The organism is bacterium (assembly GCA_030704665.1).
Lineage (GTDB): Bacteria > Patescibacteriota > Microgenomatia > Woykebacterales > RBG-16-39-9b > JAUYID01.
This window is the reverse complement of record JAUYID010000009.1, coordinates 74,560-95,465: the sequence shown is the minus strand read 5'-3', so window position 1 is coordinate 95,465 and position 20,906 is coordinate 74,560. Positions and strand designations below refer to the sequence as shown.

20 protein-coding genes, 7 tRNA genes and 1 other RNA gene are annotated in these 20,906 nt (G+C 42.2%); 8 read left to right on the top strand and 20 right to left on the bottom strand.

What is annotated here, in order from left to right:
• The first annotated feature begins 5 nt into the window (after positions 1–5).
• Complete coding sequence (locus tag Q8P13_00685; GenBank protein MDP2670968.1) at positions 6–1,739, top strand: ATP-binding protein; 1,734 nt, start codon at positions 6–8, stop codon at positions 1,737–1,739.
• A 43-nt stretch (positions 1,740–1,782) separates the two neighbouring features.
• Here Q8P13_00685 and Q8P13_00680 read toward each other — a convergent pair whose 3' ends face one another.
• The 4 genes from Q8P13_00680 to Q8P13_00665 form a co-directional block, all read right to left on the bottom strand.
• Positions 1,783–4,065, bottom strand: a complete 2,283-nt coding sequence (locus Q8P13_00680) for a DEAD/DEAH box helicase family protein (GenBank protein MDP2670967.1) — start codon at positions 4,063–4,065, stop codon at positions 1,783–1,785.
• Positions 4,065–5,729, bottom strand: coding sequence for a site-specific DNA-methyltransferase (locus Q8P13_00675; protein ID MDP2670966.1), 1,665 nt, complete (start codon positions 5,727–5,729; stop codon positions 4,065–4,067). Before Q8P13_00675 ends, Q8P13_00680 begins: the two co-directional genes overlap by 1 nt.
• A 666-nt stretch (positions 5,730–6,395) precedes the next feature.
• Positions 6,396–6,731, bottom strand: a complete 336-nt coding sequence (locus tag Q8P13_00670; protein ID MDP2670965.1) for a hypothetical protein — start codon at positions 6,729–6,731, stop codon at positions 6,396–6,398.
• A 13-nt stretch (positions 6,732–6,744) separates the two neighbouring features.
• Positions 6,745–7,194, bottom strand: a complete 450-nt coding sequence (locus tag Q8P13_00665; GenBank protein MDP2670964.1) for a hypothetical protein — start codon at positions 7,192–7,194, stop codon at positions 6,745–6,747.
• A gap of 60 nt (positions 7,195–7,254) precedes the next feature.
• Here Q8P13_00665 and Q8P13_00660 point away from each other — a divergent pair, with 60 nt between their 5' ends.
• From Q8P13_00660 to Q8P13_00645, 4 genes are all read left to right on the top strand, one after another.
• Positions 7,255–7,470 (top strand): helix-turn-helix transcriptional regulator, encoded by a 216-nt coding sequence (locus Q8P13_00660; protein ID MDP2670963.1) that lies wholly within the window; start codon positions 7,255–7,257, stop codon positions 7,468–7,470.
• 186 nt (positions 7,471–7,656) lie between these two features.
• The gene (locus Q8P13_00655; protein MDP2670962.1) at positions 7,657–7,830 is read left to right on the top strand and encodes a hypothetical protein; all 174 of its coding nucleotides are present in this window, start codon (positions 7,657–7,659) and stop codon (positions 7,828–7,830) included.
• The gene (locus tag Q8P13_00650; GenBank protein MDP2670961.1) at positions 7,808–8,410 is read left to right on the top strand and encodes a hypothetical protein; all 603 of its coding nucleotides are present in this window, start codon (positions 7,808–7,810) and stop codon (positions 8,408–8,410) included. Before Q8P13_00655 ends, Q8P13_00650 begins: the two co-directional genes overlap by 23 nt.
• Positions 8,411–8,534: 124 nt before the next feature.
• The gene (locus tag Q8P13_00645) at positions 8,535–10,223 is read left to right on the top strand and encodes a recombinase family protein (GenBank protein MDP2670960.1); all 1,689 of its coding nucleotides are present in this window, start codon (positions 8,535–8,537) and stop codon (positions 10,221–10,223) included.
• Here the strand turns inward: Q8P13_00645 and Q8P13_00640 are convergent.
• From Q8P13_00640 to dnaG, 6 genes are all read right to left on the bottom strand, one after another.
• Positions 10,209–10,283, bottom strand: a tRNA-Asn gene (locus tag Q8P13_00640). The genes Q8P13_00645 and Q8P13_00640 overlap by 15 nt on opposite strands.
• 5 nt (positions 10,284–10,288) lie before the next feature.
• Positions 10,289–10,534: a GIY-YIG nuclease family protein gene (locus Q8P13_00635; protein MDP2670959.1), complete on the bottom strand. Its 246-nt coding sequence runs from the start codon at positions 10,532–10,534 to the stop codon at positions 10,289–10,291.
• Between the two features lie 110 nt (positions 10,535–10,644).
• Positions 10,645–11,397: a hypothetical protein gene (locus Q8P13_00630; GenBank protein MDP2670958.1), complete on the bottom strand. Its 753-nt coding sequence runs from the start codon at positions 11,395–11,397 to the stop codon at positions 10,645–10,647.
• A gap of 4 nt (positions 11,398–11,401) precedes the next feature.
• Positions 11,402–11,878 (bottom strand): ribonuclease H-like YkuK family protein, encoded by a 477-nt coding sequence (locus Q8P13_00625; protein MDP2670957.1) that lies wholly within the window; start codon positions 11,876–11,878, stop codon positions 11,402–11,404.
• Between the two features lie 195 nt (positions 11,879–12,073).
• A complete protein-coding gene (gene rpoD, locus Q8P13_00620; GenBank protein MDP2670956.1) occupies positions 12,074–13,141 on the bottom strand; it encodes an RNA polymerase sigma factor RpoD in 1,068 nt (355 codons plus the stop codon).
• Between the two features lie 27 nt (positions 13,142–13,168).
• A complete protein-coding gene (dnaG, locus tag Q8P13_00615; GenBank protein ID MDP2670955.1) occupies positions 13,169–14,923 on the bottom strand; it encodes a DNA primase in 1,755 nt (584 codons plus the stop codon).
• Between the two features lie 116 nt (positions 14,924–15,039).
• On the opposite strand from dnaG, the gene Q8P13_00610 reads away from it, so the two are divergent.
• The gene (locus Q8P13_00610) at positions 15,040–15,669 is read left to right on the top strand and encodes an NUDIX domain-containing protein (protein MDP2670954.1); all 630 of its coding nucleotides are present in this window, start codon (positions 15,040–15,042) and stop codon (positions 15,667–15,669) included.
• Positions 15,670–15,719: 50 nt separating this feature from the next.
• Here Q8P13_00610 and Q8P13_00605 read toward each other — a convergent pair.
• Positions 15,720–15,809: transfer RNA gene (locus tag Q8P13_00605), tRNA-Ser, on the bottom strand.
• 322 nt (positions 15,810–16,131) lie between these two features.
• Here Q8P13_00605 and Q8P13_00600 point away from each other — a divergent pair.
• Positions 16,132–16,767 carry a hypothetical protein gene (locus Q8P13_00600; GenBank protein ID MDP2670953.1) on the top strand — a complete coding sequence of 212 codons (636 nt, stop codon included), beginning with the start codon at positions 16,132–16,134 and terminating at the stop codon, positions 16,765–16,767.
• A 109-nt stretch (positions 16,768–16,876) separates the two neighbouring features.
• Here the strand turns inward: Q8P13_00600 and Q8P13_00595 are convergent, their stop codons facing one another.
• Positions 16,877–17,299 carry an NUDIX domain-containing protein gene (locus Q8P13_00595; protein ID MDP2670952.1) on the bottom strand — a complete coding sequence of 141 codons (423 nt, stop codon included), beginning with the start codon at positions 17,297–17,299 and terminating at the stop codon, positions 16,877–16,879.
• Positions 17,300–17,453: 154 nt separating this feature from the next.
• Between Q8P13_00595 and Q8P13_00590 the strand changes: the two genes are divergently transcribed.
• Complete coding sequence (locus tag Q8P13_00590) at positions 17,454–18,197, top strand: class F sortase (GenBank protein MDP2670951.1); 744 nt, start codon at positions 17,454–17,456, stop codon at positions 18,195–18,197.
• A gap of 65 nt (positions 18,198–18,262) precedes the next feature.
• On the opposite strand, the gene Q8P13_00585 is transcribed toward Q8P13_00590, so the two are convergent.
• The 8 genes from Q8P13_00585 to ssrA all read right to left on the bottom strand — a co-directional run bounded on the left by Q8P13_00585 (position 18,263) and on the right by ssrA (position 20,880).
• Positions 18,263–18,338 (bottom strand) — tRNA-Arg (locus Q8P13_00585).
• A gap of 37 nt (positions 18,339–18,375) precedes the next feature.
• Positions 18,376–18,466, bottom strand: a tRNA-Ser gene (locus Q8P13_00580).
• Between the two features lie 14 nt (positions 18,467–18,480).
• Positions 18,481–18,557: transfer RNA gene (locus tag Q8P13_00575), tRNA-Arg, on the bottom strand.
• 52 nt (positions 18,558–18,609) lie between these two features.
• Positions 18,610–19,200 (bottom strand): hypothetical protein, encoded by a 591-nt coding sequence (locus Q8P13_00570; GenBank protein ID MDP2670950.1) that lies wholly within the window; start codon positions 19,198–19,200, stop codon positions 18,610–18,612.
• A gap of 85 nt (positions 19,201–19,285) precedes the next feature.
• Positions 19,286–19,375 (bottom strand) — tRNA-Ser (locus tag Q8P13_00565).
• A gap of 235 nt (positions 19,376–19,610) precedes the next feature.
• Positions 19,611–19,699: transfer RNA gene (locus Q8P13_00560), tRNA-Ser, on the bottom strand.
• 37 nt (positions 19,700–19,736) lie between these two features.
• Complete coding sequence (locus Q8P13_00555) at positions 19,737–20,153, bottom strand: phosphoribosyltransferase family protein (GenBank protein MDP2670949.1); 417 nt, start codon at positions 20,151–20,153, stop codon at positions 19,737–19,739.
• A gap of 350 nt (positions 20,154–20,503) precedes the next feature.
• Positions 20,504–20,880: a transfer-messenger RNA gene (gene ssrA, locus Q8P13_00550) on the bottom strand.
• Positions 20,881–20,906 lie beyond the last annotated feature (26 nt).

Genomic DNA, 20,906 nt, shown 5'->3' with positions numbered 1-20,906 from the left:
AATAAATGAGATTAGCAGCATTTCAAATTAAAAATTTTAAATCTATAGTTGATACTGGATTCTGCGAGCTACCTGAGAAAGATAACATCACTATTCTGGCAGGACAAAACGAGGCTGGTAAAAGTGCAATTATAGAATCCCTGGACTTTTTTCGAAACGGCCCGCAACCAGACTTTGAACGTCTTTTAAGAAGGCAAGGGCAGGATCCAGAAGTAACTTGCACCTTTCTGCTGGAAGATTGGGATATAGAAAATATTTTCAACGAAACAGAGAATCAGAAGTTAAGATCATTTCTGACCAAGAATCCAAAAATAACATTTGTTAGAAGAAACGTGGGTGACATTGAATTTGAAAGTAAGGATTCTGAGCAATTAGCTAGTTTTTTCGTAGTTGATGATAATCCAGCACCAGAGACTGAAGGGCAAGAGGTAGCAAACAAAGCGAGTATAACTACCTTGGAAGGTCTTTTAAAAGATTTGGTAATTGAAATGAGAAAATTCGTCTTTTATGATTCCTTTAGGGATCTTCTTCCTGGAGAAGTACCTGTCGCTGATATTAGCAATCACCAGGCTGTAATGGACTTTCAAGCAGTTTTTAAAGCAAATTTCTCCGATATAGCTGGAAAGGATGCAAGAGCAGTCAACAGAGAAGAAAGTAGGTTGGAAAAAGAAGCTAGTGATGATCTAAACACTTATTGGTCGCAACAGCTTGAGGAAAATGGACGTTACAACTTTAAGGTAAAAATACTTCCGCACGAAACATCACCAAAAATTCAGTTCTTAATTGACCGAAATGATGGCGACCCTCTTTATATGGAGCAAAAAAGCCAGGGTTTTCAATGGTTTAGTGCGTTTAATTTAAGGTTAAGAGCTTTAGGGGTCGAGGAATCCTCAATAAAAAATCTGGTGATACTTATTGATGAGCCTGGTCAAGGTTTGCATGAAAGGGCCCAAAAAGATGTTAAGAAAGTTTTGAACGAAATAGCTTCCAAAGGTGCACAAATTATCTACACGACACACAACCCAAATCTTATCGGGGTAGTTGGCAAGGAGTTTGCTAGAATACGCTTGGTAACTAATGAAAAAGATTTTTGTACAAAGGTTGAAACTGTCGCCCAATTTAGTGGGAGAAAGCATAAAGGTGGAATGGATGCCCTCTCGCCTATTGTGACAGCGATGGGACTCAGTGCCTCTCACTCTTTGTTAGATCCGAATCTTAGACTTAACGTTCTGGTTGAAGGTATAAGCGACCATTATTATCTTTCAGCTTTTCAGAAGCTTTTAGACAAAGACGACAAACTTTGCTTCATTCCCGCTTGCGGAGTTAATAATATTGCCAATGTAGCGAGTGTTTTATTAGGCTGGGGTTATCCTTTTAAAGCTGTTTTTGACGATGATAGAGACTCGGGTAGAAAAGCTTACAATCAGCTTAAAAAGGAGTTTTTCGAGGACAACGATACCGTTGCTGGAGAAAGTATCAAGAAAATAAAGGATTGTATGGGAATTGAAGATATTTTTGATCCCAAGGATTTTTATAAATTTATTCTAAAGGAAAGCTACCCAACTAAAGTTAGTAAATCCAACTCAGAGTTGGTAAAAGGCAAGAAAGAGCTTGTTTCAAGGGTTTTTCTTGAGGATGTTGAGACCGATTCGAGTAAAATAACTTTGTCTAAAAGTACTCGGACAAAGGTGGAAGAGATTTTTAGCTGGCTTTATTCTAAATTTGATCTAAAAGACTAAGCTTTTTAACCAAAGAGTTTCTATAGCAGGTTTCGGTAGTGTCTTAGATTTCCGCTCTATGCCAACCAGGGGAATTAGGATCAGTACTATACTTCTTAGCCTCGTAAATAAACATTCCAGAGGGTTTCACATTAACGATCCCTCCTTTGACTTTAAACCCCTTTGAATTGAGTTCTTTTAGATAAGCATACAAAGCGTCTGATTTTGCTGCTGTTTCAGTACTTTCCGCTGTAGCTTCACTCTTTGTGTCATAAATTCCTGTAGAACCATCTTTGAAGTGAATGATAAAGTCTGGGTAGAAACTTTGTTTAGTGTCCTTGATTGGATGCTGATAAGGTAAGGCGAAAAAGCTTTCCTTGTTGGTGCCGTTTTTATACCACCAATCAATCGTCTTACTTTTTTTAATTTCATCTTCAAATTCTTTTTCAGGAGCTGATCGGCCTTTCTGTACGTAACATGGTTCTTGAGAGTAGTTAGAGGTTTCTATGGCCTCATAAAGCTCATTGAAGTACTGAAGGGCTGGAACGTCCCAAACAACTGCTTTTTCAGGCTGTTTAGCTTGTTTCTCCTTTTTATTAACTTCCTTGAAGCGATCCTTTGCAGTCTCAATTATTTCCTTGAAAATCTTTTGGTTATTTTCAGAACATACTACAATACGCTGGATTTCAATTCTGCTTGAATCTTTGTAACCTAAGTAATCGTCAAACCAATCATAAATCGCTTGTTGAATTTTTGTGTGAGAGCGAACAGGAGCATAAGGAACAGAACGGGCTTTAGCAAAGTATTCAAACTTGTATTTCAAATCATCCTCAGGAACAGGGAAGTTAACAATAGGCCCAAGAATACTTTCAGGATCATCAATATCTTGAATAACTGTATCAGAGATAACTGGTTGTTTTAATTCGCTAGGAAGAAGATCGAGTTTTACATCAGCCTTTTTCTTCGCTCCACTAGGCATGTCGTTTTCTGAAACGCCAAAATACTTATTAGCCTCTTCGAGAAATAGTTTTCTAAAACTCAGAGTAAGATCACCATAGTCAATACGACTTAGATATGTAGAGGGTAATTCGATTTTCGAATATTTTGCTGTTCTATGTGCAGGGTAAACCTGGAAAAACGACTGACTTTCTTTGTCTTGGGCAATATGTAGTTTTTCAAGATTTGTGTAAACGTAAGCCTTATTTAGTTGATCCTCCTCGTAGTGCTTCGCCTCTGGTGTTCTAAGTATTCGCCCAACAGTCTGTATTTCAAAGGTAACACTCTTTATTTCTCTGAACATAACAAGTACTTGTGCTCTTGGGCAATCCCATCCTAATGCAATCGCTTGCTTAAAGATCAAAACTTGTACGCTACTATCTGGATCAGAGATATTATCTACATGATCTTTTCTCTCAGACAACCAAATTCCAAGCAAACCATTTTCAACTGTAATATTGTGCTTTTCTTTGAGAAAACTTTCCACAAACTCAAGCTTAGTTTTATCAAGGCTGCTTGTTGATTCACTTTCACTCGGAAGTTGAATTAACATCAGAGGATTGATGTCAGACTTTCTTTCTTCGTACAGCTTAGCCAATTCCTGACGCTCTTCCAAAGCAGCTGAAAGGATCGCTTCATCAGCAGCGTTAGAAAATTCCGAGTATTTACCGATCTCTTTGTTGATTATCACTTCGCTTTTAATCATTCCTTCTGCGATTACGTCATCAAAACGAACGGAGACATACCCCGCTTCATCATGATCAATCTCATCTCTGGAAGGTTCTAGTTTTGGTGTAGCAGAAACCTCTAGTGTCAATTTAGGGCCAATAACCTCTTGGACAAGCTGCTGAGATTTTAGTGACCAGTAATGATAGTGACTTTCATCAACTATCAGTATAATTTGTAACCCATTTTCCTTAGTGTTTTTAACAAAGGTTCGAAGATTTTGATCGGTTTCATTGTCCCTCATAAAAACGTTGGTGTATTCACCTGTAGTTCTATCTTGTTTGGTCAAGCTATGCCAGTTAACAAAGACAATCTCGTTTTCTTTTATCTCACTGTTCTGAATCTCTTCGAGGTAAGAGAAGGTGTAGCGGCTTGGATTAAGGTATCTTTCGAGCTTATCTCTACTTTGTTTGTGTAGGTTGTTACCACTCACCCAAATAAAGGCATACGAATTGGGCAGCTGTTCAGCGGCAAGCTGTTTCAAAAAGTCAGCGATCATAATAGTCTTACCTGAACCTGTTGGTGCTTTTAAGACGCAAACTCTTTGGCCATCTTTTTTCAGGAGCTTATTACTTATCTTTAGTAGTTTATCCACGGCAGTTTTTTGGTAGCTTTTTAGTGTCATTATTTTCTCCTAAATACTTTTCTATAAACTTCAAGTATGCTTTCTGGTATCGGGCAGAGATTGTGATCAATTCCTAAATCTTCAAAATCCTCGTCATACGTATCGTTAGTAAGTGAAAACACGTATATATTAGCAGGTAACTTTTGCTCTCTTACAGTTTTTTTGAAGTCATCTATAGAGTTTAAATCAAAGAGAATGCCCGTTAAATGTTCGGAATCTTTGTAGATCTTGAAACTTGATGTATCTACAGTCTCCTCAAATGTATTTTCTCTCACACAAATCATTTCAGAACTACGCTTAACTAATTCTCTACGAGTGTCGTCAGAAACTTTAGATTTGGATACAAAAGAGGTTTTGAAATAACGTAAATTAGCGGGAATACCTTCTATGTTAGAATAACCTGAAATTGTGTTCTTTATTCTTGGATATGTGATCTCCTCGGCTATCCCGTTTTCATTATTAGTGCATAAAATAAACTGGCGGTTACCGCCATCTTCCTTATTAAGAAGCATAGTCGCGTGTCCTGTTGTTCCCGACCCTGCAAAAAAATCTAAAACTATAGCTTCTTTAGACTTAATTACTGATTTTATGCAATCTCGTACGGCATATAGGGATTTGGGAAAAGGAAATTTTGTATCAATTATTTCTTTAACCAAGCTGCTTCCATAAGCCCCAGCGTCATATTCGCTTCCCGTCCAAACTGTTTGGTATTTTTGTTCAGAGTTATTACTAGTAGAAAAATAAAGATGGACTTTCTCCTTTACAACTCGACCAACTAATTCTTCACTACCTTTGTCCTCCACTCTTTTCCTACTGTAATACCAGTTTTTTTCCTTGTTATTTTCATCTAGTGGCCAAACTTCATAACGATCGTTGTGCTCAAATGTCTGTTTTTCGGGATGAAAATCATTACCTGGAGCTTCTCCAACTCCAATGACTTTAAGTGTGGTCTTATCTACATATATTGGGTAAAACATAGTAGGACTGTCTGATCTGTCGGAGTTATTACCATTTCGGCGTAAATTTCTACTTCTAATATCGGGAGGGGCAGGTTTTTTGTTGATTTCTTGGCCTGGGTTTAGTAGGTATATGGCATACTCGTGACATCTGGAAAACCCGCTTCTTGCAGTACCAGCTGGATTATATTTGATAACAACTGTCGTCCTAACTTTATTGGGAAATATCTCATCTAAAAGAAGGCCGAGGGAACTAAATTCATTGTCATCAATGGTGACAATTAAAACCCCATCTTGTTTAAGTAAGTTTTTTGCAAGTATTAGACGCTTATGCATCATAGCAACCCACTTACTATGTCTGTAGGTATCATTGGAATCTACGAAGTGGTTGTTGTATTTCCAATCACGTGCACCTGTATTGTAAGGCGGGTCTATATAAATCACATCTATTTTCCCAGCGTGAGTATAGTTTAGTACTGATAAAGAATGGTAATTATCACCTTCAATAAGGAGATTTGTAGGGCCGTTTGAATCCTCAGCGATAGTTTTGTCTTTAACTTCTTCAAGGACTGGTAGCTCTTTTTTGCACTGCTCAACAACATCCTCTGGCTTTTCTTCCCAGACCAAACCAAACTTCTTTCGCTTTTTTAGATGTTTTATAATACCTATTAGCTCTTCTTTACTTTTATCCTCTAAAGTTGATGCCATGAGTAGGTTGAATTTTAGCATGATAGAAGCTAAAGAGCGAGACTTTAATTGCTAGTTAAATGAATAAAGGAGTTTTATTTTGACTATAAAAGAACGTTTGTTTGTTAAATTTTATTTTGAGAGTTTGGGGAGCGGTGCTCAGTCTGTTAGAAGATCAGGCTACGCTACTAAAAACCCAAGACAGGTTGCCTGGCAACTGCTTCAAAAAAAGCACATCAGCGACATTTTAAATAAGAAGTTCAAGGAAATTGGTTTGGATTGAGCTTTACATTAATTTACAAAGACTAACAAAAGTCAACATTTTGACGAAAAGTTAAGGCTAATTACAACTTTTAGGATCGAGACCTCTACTCCCTCCCCTGTACGTAAATTTTTTTAAAATTATCTTAAACTGTTTCATGCCAGCAGAGCTTGCAAAAAACATTGCAAGCTTCTAAATTTAAGCCAATTTGGTTCTGAAAGGACATTGATAAGGCTAAAGCTTTTAAAAGAATACAAAGCAACCTGCAAAGTCTTTTGCAGGTTAAACCTCATCAACCTCTCGCCAGGCAAACACGGAAAGATTATGTGCCTGGCACACTATCTCAAAGGAAAAAAGTAGGAGGTTTTCTTTACTAAAGAAAGATTATTCGCCTGGCGAATTATCCCAAAGGAAAAGGAATAAACCTACTTTTTTGAAAACTTCTTAATAATCTCGTGGGTAATAAAACCATAAATACCAAAAACAATCACAGACCCAGGTACTAAAAGCAACAATTTTATGCTCTCATTCAGATTTAAACGCTCCACTAGATTTATAAGAAGTAGAAAAGGTATAAAAACTATTAAGCCAACCAGCCAATGCCACCAAGGAGCACCCCATATCATCATATTACTAGTATTACCTTCATCACCCTTCAAATCTCTAACGCCCACTACCTGTTCAGGCTCGTTAGGCTCGACTGAAGGTTCTTCTATTTTAGCTTCAAATTGAGGATTTGTAAGTTTGTTAAACCATTCCATTTTATGTCCGACACTAAGGGTTAATTAAAGGCTGATCCTGTTTTATGTTTGTACAAGGATCAATGGTTACAGTTACTCCCACGCCGTCTTGCCAAGTACCAGGTTGAGTTATTGGTGTGCAGTCTTTTGTTTCGTTAGAGTTGGGATTTTCAGTAGAAGTTTGAGCTTCTACCTCCAAACCTTGGGTTAAAGGTTGTAGGTAGCCTACTAGTTCCTGCGAGGGCTGGTAAGGGGCTGGTGGGTTTGTTTTGGTACTAGATCCCTTTACTTTTCCTGGTTGTTTTGGATCTTCTTTCTTCATTTCTTGTGCTAGGTCAGCAGATTTAGTGGCTACTTTATTCTCCACAACAACAGCGACAGAACTTTGTTCCTTTTGTTGTGGTTTGAGTTTATTTATTCCTAAATAGGTTCCAGAGGCAAGAAGCAGAGAACCTAAAATAACTAGAAGTATTTTAAGTCTCATATTAGTTTGGCATAAATGCCAAAGACATTATACCAACCATTTGGCATAAATACAATAATCATGAGTGAAAATTTCCTCTCACAATTTGGGGGCAAAGTTCGAGAACTCAGAGAAAATAAAGGTTTATCTCAAGAGAAACTAGCGTTCGAAATTGGTATGGATCTGACTTCAGTCAATGAAATTGAGATGGGTAGAAGAAATACAACTCTCAGAACAATTGTTAAACTGGCTAAAGCACTTGGAGTTAAACCTTTGGAACTCATCTCAAACATTTAATGACGTGTTATACTTATAGTTAGTTAAGACGAGAGCTTATCTCTCGCCCAGCCTCAGTGGTTGGCACATGAATTTGATGAATTTATGTACCAGCCACTTTTTTTGTGGCTAAAAAGTCACGAGGGCTAGAATCTCCAGGTTTATCTCTCGTGAGCCTGGAGTTTTTAGTTGGAGAGTTTTTAGCCAATGATCAGTAAAAATGCCTTAGAAAAATTCAAAAATATCTACAAACTTGAGTTTGGGTCAGAACTTTCTGATCAAGAAGCAGCTGATGTGGCTACTGATTTCTTGGCTTTAATGAGGGAGATTGTTGAGCCAATACCAAATGGGGGTAAGCATGGATCTGCTAAAAAGGCTTAATGGTAGTGGTTTTGAAAGACTATCACGTAAAAGGCACTTAGTGGCCAGAGACTTATCTCTAACAGACCCAGAATTTAGACTTTGGTCATTATTAGTCTCTCTTTATGCTTGGTTTGAAGGTAATCAAGAAACTTATGGGAAAGTGGAAGCAACTAATCGTGGTTTAGCTGCACTATTGCCAAAATCTGAATGGTCTGCTACTAAGGTTAATAACAACTTAAAGACGCTTTTGCAAAAGGGTCTTATTACTAGAACTGGAAGAAGTGAGTATGAAATCAATCTTTCAGTAGTGCAACAAAACATTTCACCAGTGAAACAGATAGTTTCACCTACAGAACAATTTGTTTCGCTAGTAAAACAGGAATTGCCTCAAAAAGAGGTTTCTGCTTTTAGTTCTTCTAAGGCTTCTAGTTCTTTAAGAAGTGATGAAGAATATCAAAAAATGTGGGAGGAAGGTGGTAAGTCAAGCAGCTTTACAATAGAAGATATGAAATTAGCAGATTCAATTTTGGCAGAAAATGGTTGGAAAGAGGACGATAGATTAGAAGAAGCTGTTGAAACATTCACTAAGCCTATATGATGTTTATTTTTGCATTTGTATATGAGATAATTACAATGAACTCAGGAATCTTGTGGTTTTTTAATGGCCATCTTGGACAGAAACCGCAAGGAATCTGAGTTCAACCAGGGTGGCCATTTAAGTTATGCAATATATCGAGTATAGAAGAAAATCATCAGAACAAGACGAAAGGCAGGCTCTTTCAAACGAATCTCAAAGACTTGAGCTTGAAAGGAAGTTTCCTGATTTGCACCCTACCACCATTGACCTTGAAGAGTCAAAAAGTGCCTTCATCCCAGACAACCGCCCCAAGTTTGCAGAGATGATTGAACTTATCAAATCTGGACAAGCGGATGGAATTATCGCATGGCACCCAGACAGACTATCACGCAACGAGATTGACGCGGCAACCATCACTTACCTAGTTAGAACTGGAGTAATTAAAGACCTAAAGTTCGGTTCTTACTATTTCGATAACTCTCCTGAGGGAATAATGATGCTTCAAAGTGCCTTATCTCATTCTCAATACTCTTCCTCTAAATTAAGTGTTGATGTAAAACGCGGTCTTAGAACTAAGGCAGGGATGGGTCAACTTCCCACTGGTGCCAAACCAGGTTACATGAACGATAAATATGCAGAAAAGGGTAATAAGACTGTCCAAAGTGACCCGACAAGGTTCCCTTTGATTAAAAAAGCTTGGGAATTAATGCTGACTGGTGCTTATACACCACCCCAGATATTAGACAAACTAAATAACGAATGGGGATACAGAACTCCCAAACATAAAAGAATTGGTGGGAACCCCATGGCCAAAAGCAGAATTTACGAAGTTTTTCGAGATACTTTCTATTATGGTAGCTATGAGTTCCCCAAAGGAAGTGGTGTTTGGTATGACGGCAAGCACGAGAAGATGATAACTAAAGAAGAATTTGAAAGGGTACAGATGCTTTTGGGAAGGAAAGGACGACCAAGAGCTAAAACCCACGAATTTGCTTATACAGGTCTCATGAATTGCGGGGAATGTAACGCTGTTATAACTGCTGAGGAAAAGTGGCAAATTATTTGCCCATCTTGCAAACTCAAATTCGTTGCTAACGGAAAGACAGACTGCCCAAAGTGTAAAATTCTAATCGAGGCTATGGTAAATCCTAAAATCTTGCACTACATTTACTACCACTGCACAAAAAGGAAAAATCCTAACTGCACTCAAAGAAGTGTTGAAGTAAGTAAACTTGAAGAACAACTTAGTGACAAGCTAAAGCGAATACAAATTTCACAGGCTTTCCAAGACTGGGCGATTGAAGAATTGAACAAAGAGACTGATGTAGAAGTGAACACAAGAAATAGCGTCTCTGCCTCGCTCAAAGAGGCTCACAAGGACGTTCTCACCGAACTTGATAACCTACTCAAACTCAAGATTTCACCTAAGAACGTGGCTGGGGAACTTATTTCCGATAGTGAGTATTTGGAACGAAAAACTTCCCTACTTAAAGATAAAAAGTCACTAGAACAAAAACTTAAAGAGACAAATCAAAGTGTCGAGAATTGGATGACAAAAGCAGAGAAAGACTTCGACTTTGCAAGAAACGCACCCTACTGGTTAGAAAACGGCAGTTTGGAAAAGAAAAGGATTATTTTGGCTGGTCTTGGTTCGAACCCAATACTAAAAGATAAACTTATCTCGCTAGAGGTGAAAAAACCTTACAGACTGATTGAGGAAGCCATAAAAAAGAGTCCTGACATTGGTGAAATGTTCGAACCTGAAAAAGAAGCTGCTACAACAAACGAAAATGGAGTCTCTGTGACCCCAAATCCTATCTGGCTCCTCGGGTAGGATTCGAACCTACAACCATCTCCTTAACAGGGAGCCGCTCTACCATTGAGCTACCGAGGAATGAATTAAATTCTAACCTTTAAAAACTTCCTTCCGAAACCAGTTTTTAAACTCTTTTCTCTGCTTACAGCTTTTTGCTTTGACAAGCCGGCTTCGAAGTATACTAGTTCAAAAGGCCTTCTGCTTTTAGTTGTCCTTACCAAGCCTTTGTTGTGCTTCTCCAACCTTAACTTTAAATCGTCGGTCCAGCCAACGTACAAATCACCATCCTTCAGACTTCTTAAAACGTAAGTGTAGAAGAACCTTGTCACAACTTAATGTTACTACGCTACCGCCCGCCTGCAAAAGCTGACGCTTTAGCGTCTGCGGGCAGGAGGAATGATGCTGGGATATTATACACAAACCAGGCTCTATTTCAACCCTAGGCGGCTGTGCGCAAACTTTCCGCTCCCCGAACCTTTACTTTCGTATTAATTGTTTCAAGAACTTCACGAAAGCTAGCGCGAGAATCTGCGTACTTCAGCCCACTAGAGAAATGGTGTCCGGCTTTTTGTCCGGCTGCAGAAAAATCTAGCAGATCAACCCAATCAGCTTGAATATCAAATTGAATTTCATCCTCTGGATCGATACGAACGAGAATATCCGAGCCCATCGCCTGGCGGGGATGAATCCGCAAAGCCAATCTTTGCTCGCGGTCATCTTCAAATTGAACATTTCTTCCTACTTCGGCGATTCTTTCAAAGGCCGCCGGTCGAATCATCAGATCAACGTCATACTCTTTCAACCCAATCAGCGCTCCATTAGACCTGTAGGAATATATTTTGTCTCCTCTAGCTGTGGCCTCAGCTTCATGACTAGTGTTTCTTTCAAACTCAACCTCTCCTTTGGAAAAAGCGTTAGTTACGTTTGTCACTTCAAGAATTTCATTCAAAACAATTTCTGCTTCTCGTCCGTGCTGACCTTTTTTACTTTGGGCAGCAGCTTCTTCAGCAATTTCCCCCAAAGTAAGACTCAAACTATCGTAAATTTCATTGGCCCTTTTTTCTGCTGGTGTTTTTTCTTGTTCAAAAAGAATTACCCCACCGCGTTCTTCATCCGAAGTGTTGCTGCGTATCTTTTCTAAAGTTGAGTCTATTTGCGAGTGCGGACCAATTTCTGGAGAGTTTTCCATCATATTTTTAAGTGTAGCGATCGGCGACTTTGCTTGCACCATAGCTGTCCGGCTTGATCTTAAATTTAAAACCACTACCAAGGACCATACCCGTCACCCATTTGATCATATCCCGGGTCAGACCATTTTCACCGACGTCAAGATGAACCTCTGGTTCAATTCCGGCTAGTCCATTGTGACGAAAAGTCTCCCGCAGTTTCCAAGCTAGTTCGAGGGAGTACTGAGTCTCACGGCCAATTCGGTCAGCGATATGGTAAATGTTTTTTATGTTTTCTTTTTGCCAAAAGTAAATCCCACCTTTACCGAGCCGGTGGACGACAACTGCAGAAACAAAGTCTGCTTCTTTACCTTTAGCTTCGGAATCAGTTCCCACAATCAATTGGTAAGTGTAATTGGTATCCTGACGAATGTAAGCAGCGATTTTTTCAATCATCGCCTCATAAGAAACTGCTCCGTGAGTGTTGGAAAGAAATCTAGATCCCATTTTTAAAAGCAACCTTTAAAACTACAATTCTTAAGGTTTGAGAAATATCGACCGCAATAATAAATTTTTAAGCTTCTCAGAAGCAACGGCTTGGTCGATATAGAATTGCATTCTACTAAAATTCGGTAGTAGTAGACAAGTTCGATTGTCATACTGAAGATTTGAAGGGTCTCTCACCCGGCAGTGGCAACTAACTTATTCGAGATAATCCTTGAGTTTCTTGGAGCGCGTAGGGTGACGCAGTTTGCGCAAAGCTTTAGCTTCGATCTGGCGGATACGTTCCCGAGTGACACCAAATTCTTTGCCGACTTCTTCTAGTGTTCTTTGCCGGCCATCTTCAAGTCCAAAGCGCAGCTTCAAAACTTTCTTTTCGCGGTCGTTGAGAGTGTCAAGCACTTCGGCGAGGTGGGCTTTGAGAAGCTCGGCACTAGCTTGGTCTTCGGGTCGGATTTCTTCATCTGGAATGAAATCGCCCAGAGTCGAATCTTTTTCTTCTCCAACCGGAGCTTCAAGACTAGTTGGTTCTTGAGAAACTTTGATGATCTCACGGACTTTTTCAGGCTCAATACCCATTTCTTTGGCGACTTCCTCCGGCGTTGGCTCTCGGCCGAGTTCTTGCATCAGTTTGCGGGAAGTACGGATGAAGCGGTTGATCGTTTCCACCATGTGGACGGGGATACGAATCGTTCGCGCCTGATCGGCAATCGCGCGAGTGATCGCCTGTCTGATCCACCAGGTTGCGTAAGTAGAAAATTTAAAACCTTTGCGCCAGTCGAATTTCTCAACTGCCCGCATCAAACCGATATTTCCTTCCTCAATAAGGTCGAGCAAGGTCAGCCCTCGACCAACGTATTTTTTAGCAATGGAAACCACTAGTCTTAGGTTGGAATTAATCAGTCTTTCTTTAGCTTTTTTCTCCCCCTTTTCCACTCTTTGGGCCAGATCACTTTCCTCGGCTGCTGTCAGCAGAGGGATACGACCAATTTCTTTCAAATACATCCGCACCGGGTCGGTGATTTGTCCGTCGGAAATGGTGGTCAGAACTTCAAGCTCTTTTTCTAGCTCACTTGGTTTACTTTCCGAGTCTTCACCAACCTCGAAAACATCCACTCCCTCTTCCGCCAAGCGAGTGTAAAGCTCGTCAAGAGCTTCAACGTTGCTTTCTGCTTCAGGAAAGGCGGCCAGAATTTCGTCCTGAGTGACGAATCCTTGCTCACGTCCTTTGCTGATAATTTCTTGAATCGGGGAATCGGTTTTTGCCATTTTGCGTCTTTATGTATCTATCATAGACTAAGTGACTTGGTCAAGGGCTGAGAGCTGAGTTGAAAGCTCACTAAACTGCTTGGTGAGTTCTTTGGCTTTCCCAGTGTCTTTAGCTGCCTCAGCTTGTTTGATCTGCAGGGTCAAAAATTCAAGTTTTCTTTTAAACCTAGCTTTACGAATTCGATTGTAGGTAAGCTCGATCTCTTTTTTTAGTTTATCAGGATTGTCCAACATACCCTCGTCTACATCCTGCAAAAGGATTTCATCAAAACTTCTTACCAAAGCCTCAGGGACTTTGTTCAGAAAAGACTTCACCTTCAGTTTTCCTTCTCTTTCAAAGGTCTTTTTTATCAGAACAAACAAGTCTCTGTTTTCCAATTTCTGGAAAAGAGCTTCATCAATATCGAGCCGAACTTCTTCTTGAGCCAAAATCAAGGCGAGTAAATATTCCTCCACTCCCGCTTCAGTTGTTTCTAAAGTTTTAATCTCCGTACTGGGCCTGACCACTTCTTTGTTCTGGCCGAGAAGTAACTTCTGCAAAGTTTCGAGTGAAGTACCGACTCGAGCTGAAACCAGATCCAAATAGTGCTCTTTCAAAATCGGGTCGGTCAGGCTTTTCAGATAGGGCAAGACCTCGTTGATCGCTTTTCTCTTTCCTTCCGCACCTCCCCCTGACCAACGTTTAACCGCCGCGGCAATCAAAAAATCGTAAACTGGAGTCGCCTTTTCAATTGAATCTCTCCAGGCCTGGGGGTCTTTTTTTATCAATTCATCCGGATCTTTGGCATCCCCCAGGTCAGCAACTTTTACTTCCAAACCCTGATTTTCGGCAAGATCAATGCCCCTTTTGGCGGCAGCAACTCCGGCTGAGTCTGTATCAAAACTGAGAATAATAGTTGGAGCAAAGCGCTTAAGGGTGGCTAGTTGGGGCTCGGTCAGAGCAGTTCCCAGAGGCGCGACGACATTGGTCACTCCAATTTGGTGAGAAGAAACTACATCAAGATTGCCTTCCACCAAGATGGCGCGTTTTTCTTTGCTAATTTGCCCCCGGGCCAGGTCGATTCCAAAAAGAGCTTGGCTTTTGTTAAAAACAAGAGTATCAGGTGAATTCAGGTATTTTGGTTCACTGGCTCCGAGCGCCCGCGCCGAAAAACCCACCACTCGCCCGCGGCTATCTCGGATCGGAAAAGTGATACGAGCCCGAAAGCGGTCATACCAACCTTTGCCCCGCTGTGAAGGCAGGATCATCCCCGAGCTAACCAAATCACGGGGGTTAAAACCTTTTTTGATGAAGTAGTCAGAAGCGAAACTGTCTACCTCAGGAGCGTAACCAAGACCAAAATCTTTAATCGATTTCTCGTTTATTCCGCGCGCTTTGAGATAGTCAAGAGCTCTCTGCCCTCTTTTGTGTTTGGTGAGCAAAAATTGATAGAGCTCGGCGGCCAGGGAATTAATTTTGAAAATCTCCTCCTTCAGTTTCTCAGCTGGATCAGGAGCCACTTGCTTAAGAGTGACACCGGCACGGTTGGCAAGGATTTTTAGAGCCTCGGGAAACCCAACCTTCTCATTTTTTTCCACAAAGGCGAGGCTGTCCCCTCCCTCACCACAACCAAAACATTTGAAAATTTGCCGCTCGGGGCTGACCATGAAAGAGGGGGTTTTCTCACCGTGGAAAGGACAGAGTCCTTTGTAGTTGCGCCCTGCCTTTTTCAGGCTCACAGATTCAGAAATCAGAGCAACGATATCAATTTTTGATTTAACTTCCTCAATTTGATTATCCATAAAATTGGAAATAGTCCCTGCAAGAGTTTACTTCTTCTACTTGGTTTTCCATTTTCAGGCTAATACTAGAGGATTGCTAATAACAGCGCAAGCTCTCTACATGATAAAATCTTTTTATGAACGAAACTTTAGAAATTTTTGACCGTCAAGGTAATCTTCTTGAATCAATGGATCGAGAAGCTTTTTATCAAGAAATTAAAGAAGAGTATAAAAACAAAGGCTCTATCTCCAAGCAAGTAAAGTCGATCCGCCTGGTGTTGATGAACTCCGACGGAAGAATTTATTTACAAAAACGCAGCAAAATCAAAGCACAAAACCCCGGACTCTATGACAAAACAGTGGGCGGTCATGTTGCTGCCAGGCAAACTTGGGAAATAGCTGTCATTAAAGAATGTGCTGAGGAACTCGGCTTTCCGGCTGCTGTTTTAACCCCCCCCGAATTTGATCATGCGGTAAGAGTAACTGACTTAAAGGTGGTTGGTTTGTTTCGCGAAGTTGATTACAAAAGTAACTATCAATCCACACGAATTGAAAACAACCAAACTTTCGTTCAACCTTTTATGACCAAATTCTATATTGGTTACTATGACGGTTCGATCAAATTCTCCGACGGTGAAAGTTCAGGTATCGAAGTTTTTAGCTTAGAAGAATTAAAAGAAGAACTAGCAAACAACCCAAACAAATTTACAGAAGATGTAAAGTTTATCCTACAAAATTACGAAGGCTTCTTAACTCCAATAAAATAAACTGGCGGAAGGGGAGGGATGGCGCTTTTGGCGATCCCTCTTATTGGAATTGGCGGAGAGGGAGGGATTCGAACCCTCGGTACCCTTGCGGGCACGCACGCTTTCCAAGCGTGTGCACTAGTCCACTATGCGACCTCTCCAAGAAGTCGGGGGCATTATATCACGCAGTAATTCAGAGCGCGCAGCGATCTATATAACAACCTCAAACTTAATTGACAAAACAAGCAAACGAGGGTATAAAAGGATTATCGTTGGGACTATTGTTGAGGAGGAACAAAGGAGGTGAAAGCTTGCGGTCGACTGGCCCTTGAGCGGCTAACTTCCTACTCATCGCGTCGTCAACTCGGCCGAGGGCGACTAAGGTACTCGACCAAAAGCACCGAAAAAACAAGACGAGACCCAGGGGGTCTTTCTTCATTTGGGATCCCAAGGATTGGGAGTTGCAAGAAGAGAGGGGTGTGTATGCTCAACACAACGGGACGGGCTTTGCCCAGTCACGGGATGTTGCGCTTCATCGCTCTCGGAGCTCTCGCCCTCATCCTCGCGGTCGGCGCGTGGGGCCTGGCGAGCCGCTTCTCGAGCGACGAGGCCACGATTCGCGGACCGGACCTGGTACTGGTCTCTCCCGCGACTTCGATCGTGGCGGAAATGTCGGCGGACGTAGAGAGAACGATCGTCGCACCGGCATTGGTGAACTTTGGCGAGGTAGCAACGATCACCGCTACTGAGACGGGCAGCTGGTTAGGAATAGGCAACAACGTTGCTAACCTGCCGACTCCGGTCCAGATCGGTCTATTTCTGATCGCGGTCATCGTGATAGCCTCAATCTACCAGCGCTGCGTCGGCGCGAAAACAGACGTCGAAACGATCGGAGGTGCGGTCTTTCGACACTCGCTGAAAACCATCGGACTCGCAACCATAGCAGTCGGCATCGTACTGGCGGCGGCGTTCTCCAACTCGAGCACTGCTTTCGCCGGTAATGGTGGCTACCTGGGTCAGGACGGTGCCGGCTTCCCGCTGTGGACGCTTATCGCCCTGGTACTCAGTAGCCTAGTTCTGATTGCTGGTGGTGTCGTCGCTCGCCGCGTGGCGAAGTAACGCAGCCTTCGCAACCAAGGACACGTAGGTCTTGAACCTCGAGGCTCGCACTGCAGAAAACACGAGAAAGTCCTTCCCGTGTAGTGCGAGCCTCGAATACCCCTTTGTTTTAACCTTTTTCTGTGAGAAATTCTTGAGCTTTTTGGAAAACTTGTTTATCCGTCTTGTAGGTCAAACGCTCGTCAACTTTTTCTAAGGGCAACCATTCCGCCGCCTCCATTTCCCAGTCGTGATCTTCGATCTTACCACTCACGTATTCCATCAGGAAATAAGTAACCTTTTTCTTGATCGTTTCACCCTGAAATTTATAGAAGTACTCAACCGGGGCTAGTTCTTCAACTATCTTGGCAACGACCCCACCCTCTTCCCTTACCTCTCGCAAGGCGGTGGTTGCTTTGTCTTCACCTTTGTCAAGCAAACCCTTGGGAAAAACCCAACCGTGATGGGCTGAGTGTTGAGTCACTAAAATATAGATTTGCGAATTTTCTTTTTTGTAGACTATCCCACCCGCGCTTTCTTCAAATTTAAACATAGAGAGGAAAATTATATTTCGGCTGAACACAAGAATCGAGAGGTGATTATATCACTTTGTAACTCCAAACAAACCTCTGTTTTGAATTGCTAAACTTTGCTACGCTCCCAGGAACTTGAGATCCGGAAAAAGGCAACCCGCAAGGAGGCTTACTTTGTCCGAGTACCGCACTTTAACTCCCCTCATACTGGCAGCAGCAGTCCTGGTTATTATCCTCAACTTTCTTTCACCCTGGGAAGTGACTCGATTGAGTTCTTCTCAAGATGTTCCAATTGAAACCCTGCCAACCGCTAGCACTACCGCCACACCGAGCCTGACAGCGGTACCAAGCTCAACCATGACTCCGATCCCAACCCCGACCTTGACACCAACTGCGATCCCGACTTCAACAGAAACACAGACCCCAACCTCGACACCAAGCCCAACTCCGACCCCACCTTCTGGGATTTACTTGGAAATTTCCAAGCTTGGGGTTTCAAGTCAAACCACTCCTCGAGATCTGATCGTCGAGACTGCCGAAGCCACCGAAACTCCACCCGCCCTGATCATGCCCTCCCCTCAAGAAGCTGATGAGATCGTGATTTACAGCTCAGGCTTTGCGCAAACCCAAGTGGTTTTAGCCGGTCACCTTGAGTATGGTGGTTCAACTGCGATCTTCGAGAGACTGGCCGAGCTGGTAAAGTGGGATGAGATCACTCTCTGGCGCGATGGTGTCCAAGAAACTTACCTGGTTCTCACCAACGAAACCTACCCCCTGGACTCCTTGAATGTAGCCTCTGTAGTCGGTCGGTCGTCATGGTTTGAAGCTATGACTCTGATAACCTGTGCTGGAACTTACCAAGATGAGATCAAGACCTACGACCAACGACGGGTGGTCCAAGCGGTCCGAATAAAGTAAGGGGGGAATGATCGACTCGAAGGCTTCGCGCTTCATGCTCGAGGCCTTCTCTCGTTTTTAGAAACTGGCGTCCCCGAAAGGACTCGAACCTTCAACCTTCAGTTCCGGAAACTGACGTTCTATCCATTGAACTACGGGGACTTGGCGTCGCTATGTACCTAAGCGGGCGCATGGTACATGGCGGAGGGAGGAGGATTCGAACCTCCGGTCCCGGAAACCGGGACATCGGTTTTCGAAACCGACGCTTTCAACCACTCAGCCACCCCTCCAAGGTTATTTTAAATGGCGTCCCCAGGGTGACTCGAACACCCGACCTTCAGTTCCGCAAACTGACGCTCTATCCAACTGAGCTATGGGGACTAGTAAATTTAGTTGCTTCTGATTATAGCTTATGAAGGGAAGGAAATTAAGTTTAAGAGCCGACAAGATGGTGAAACTGGTGCGAAAGTTTATCTCCCCAGCGATCCATCCAAGTCGCCCCTGGTACTTCGCGAAAGGGTAAATAACCAACTATTTTGCTTTTTATTTTCTCTTCTTCCTCTTGTGGAATCAGAATAAAAACTTGGCGGGGGTAGCGCAAGAGCGTATCTAAAACCAAAATTCGGAAACCCCCTTTACTAGTAAACCAGAAGTCATAAAGCTCTTCCCAAAGAAAACTTTGATCCCCACTCGTAATTCCTTGAGTGGTAATTTTGTGTTCCACATTTTCCGGAGCAACTGCGCTGATGACGTAAGTCAAAAAGGCGAACGAAAGTACTACTGCCATGAGGATAAACTCCTTCAAAAAGAGTAGGATGACAAGAATTATTGAAATTAATAAGACGAGATTGAGAAACCAACGAGCCGACTTTTTTTTGTAGATCCGACTAGGTGAAACCCAGGAGTGGAGTTCTTTGATCTGAACTTTTCTTGGCCGTTCCTCGAGCTCTTCAAGTTTTTCCTGAAGCTCGGAGAGATTTTTCTTCAGTTCTTTGATTTTTGCTTCTTTAGAGCTGGCAGCCATATATAAAAATAATTGGCGAGACGTACGTTTTGTTTTTCTAGCAAAACTACGTCTCTAGCCAAGTAGAAATCTTTGATTTCGTACTTGGCGGAGAGGGAGGGATTCGAACCCCCGGTCGGCTTGCACCGACAACGGTTTTCAAGACCGTCGCCATAATCCACTCGGCCACCTCTCCACTATACAACTTTTGATCTTAAGTACTCAACTAAAAGTAGTCTCAAAGCTCTTTTACCTTTAGTAGACTTGAAATAATCTTCTCGTCGAAGCGCATCATAATGATTACGATACGCTTCATAAAAAATCAACTCGATCGTGAGTCTATTTTTGGTAGCAAGGACTTTTGCCTGTTTGTGTTCAGTTATTTGTTCCGTATTGGCGTCGCCATGTACCTAAGCGGAGCGCATGGTACATGGCGGAGGGTACAGGATTCGAACCTGTGTGGCGCTTTCGCACCAACGGTTTAGCAAACCGTCCCCTTAAACCACTCGGGCAACCCTCCAGTTGCTGAGGCATTTTAGCAGAATGGCCTGCCAGATTCAAACTCGGTGTGAGCTTGCCAAGCACAAAGCCCAAACCTGCTCTGCTCCTGCTTTTTTCAGAGTTCTTCCCGCTTCCGTCAAAGTCGCTCCAGTTGTCCAAACATCATCAAACAAAAGTATCTTTTTTCCCGCGACTTTCTTTGGGTCGACAACTAGAAAAGCTCCTTGCAAATTCTTTTTTCTTTGCTCAAGAGTCAGTTTCACTTGGCTTTTTTCAAAAAGTTTTCTTTCCAGTAAAAGCCTCGAAACAACCAGACCAAACCTTTTAGCGACCAGGTTACCCAACAATTCAGCTTGGTTAAAGCCCCGCCAGTTTTCTCTTTTCCGATTTAGTGGCAAGGGGAAAAGCTCAAATGCCTTTAAATTTGCTGGTAAGTTTATTTTCCCGACCGGACTATCGAAAACCTCAACCACCCGACTACTAAATCGATATTTAATTTGATGAAGAATCTTTTGTAGAGGGCCCTTGTACTCAAAAAGGCAGATCACTCCGGACAAACAGTAATTGCTGTGGCACTTCGGATGAGTAAAACCCCCGATTGAAGCTTTGCCACAGACTGGACAGAAGGCGGTTTTGTAAATTTCGACTTTCTTTTCGCAGCCCCCACACAAATATTGACCTAGCTGGCCGCAACTCAAACACGCTTTTGGAAAGATTAGGTTAATTAGGCTCTTCAACACAAATAAAATTAATCTCCTTTTTCCCGGAATGCAAGTTTTTTTTCAGAAAACGCCAGAACCCACCTTGCGGTGGGTTCGTGACATGGTGGAGATGCTGGGCTTCGCACCCAGGTCCGTGCAAAGAGATCAACAGGCTTCTACAAGCTTAGTCAGTCCTTGACTTCCTCTATTCCTACCAACTGACAAGATCAGAATAGAGTGAGGTTGTTGGTCCGCCAGTCGGCGGATGGATAATTTCAAGGTCACCGACCCGGAAAAGATCATCTTGGCTGAATGATGCCCAGATAAACCCCACCAAGAGAGAGTTTAAAGGACAACCTTAAGCATTACGCGTAAGCGTAAGAAGGTGTAAACGCCTTGTTGGCATTTATGAATTTGCCTTTCCAGTTTTGCGGCTTAGATAGGCTTGGCCGGCTTGCAACCTTGTTAATGTGCTTTACCGTCGAAAATGAACATCCCCAAAGAGTACTTAAGAAGATGAATTAA

Bases quoted from the DNA above. Each gene is read 5' to 3' on its own strand.
- Q8P13_00685 (MDP2670968.1), top strand. From the start codon at position 6: ATGAGATTAGCAGCATTTCAAATTAAAAATTTTAAATCTATAGTTGAT.
- Q8P13_00680 (MDP2670967.1), bottom strand. From the start codon at position 4,065: ATGACACTAAAAAGCTACCAAAAAACTGCCGTGGATAAACTACTAAAG.
- Q8P13_00675 (MDP2670966.1), bottom strand. From the start codon at position 5,729: ATGGCATCAACTTTAGAGGATAAAAGTAAAGAAGAGCTAATAGGTATT.
- Q8P13_00670 (MDP2670965.1), bottom strand. From the start codon at position 6,731: ATGGAATGGTTTAACAAACTTACAAATCCTCAATTTGAAGCTAAAATA.
- Q8P13_00665 (MDP2670964.1), bottom strand. From the start codon at position 7,194: ATGAGACTTAAAATACTTCTAGTTATTTTAGGTTCTCTGCTTCTTGCC.
- Q8P13_00660 (MDP2670963.1), top strand. From the start codon at position 7,255: ATGAGTGAAAATTTCCTCTCACAATTTGGGGGCAAAGTTCGAGAACTC.
- Q8P13_00655 (MDP2670962.1), top strand. From the start codon at position 7,657: ATGATCAGTAAAAATGCCTTAGAAAAATTCAAAAATATCTACAAACTT.
- Q8P13_00650 (MDP2670961.1), top strand. From the start codon at position 7,808: ATGGATCTGCTAAAAAGGCTTAATGGTAGTGGTTTTGAAAGACTATCA.
- Q8P13_00645 (MDP2670960.1), top strand. From the start codon at position 8,535: ATGCAATATATCGAGTATAGAAGAAAATCATCAGAACAAGACGAAAGG.
- Q8P13_00630 (MDP2670958.1), bottom strand. From the start codon at position 11,397: ATGATGGAAAACTCTCCAGAAATTGGTCCGCACTCGCAAATAGACTCA.
- Q8P13_00625 (MDP2670957.1), bottom strand. From the start codon at position 11,878: ATGGGATCTAGATTTCTTTCCAACACTCACGGAGCAGTTTCTTATGAG.
- rpoD (MDP2670956.1), bottom strand. From the start codon at position 13,141: ATGGCAAAAACCGATTCCCCGATTCAAGAAATTATCAGCAAAGGACGT.
- dnaG (MDP2670955.1), bottom strand. From the start codon at position 14,923: ATGGATAATCAAATTGAGGAAGTTAAATCAAAAATTGATATCGTTGCT.
- Q8P13_00610 (MDP2670954.1), top strand. From the start codon at position 15,040: ATGAACGAAACTTTAGAAATTTTTGACCGTCAAGGTAATCTTCTTGAA.
- Q8P13_00600 (MDP2670953.1), top strand. From the start codon at position 16,132: ATGCTCAACACAACGGGACGGGCTTTGCCCAGTCACGGGATGTTGCGC.
- Q8P13_00595 (MDP2670952.1), bottom strand. From the start codon at position 17,299: ATGTTTAAATTTGAAGAAAGCGCGGGTGGGATAGTCTACAAAAAAGAA.
- Q8P13_00570 (MDP2670950.1), bottom strand. From the start codon at position 19,200: ATGGCTGCCAGCTCTAAAGAAGCAAAAATCAAAGAACTGAAGAAAAAT.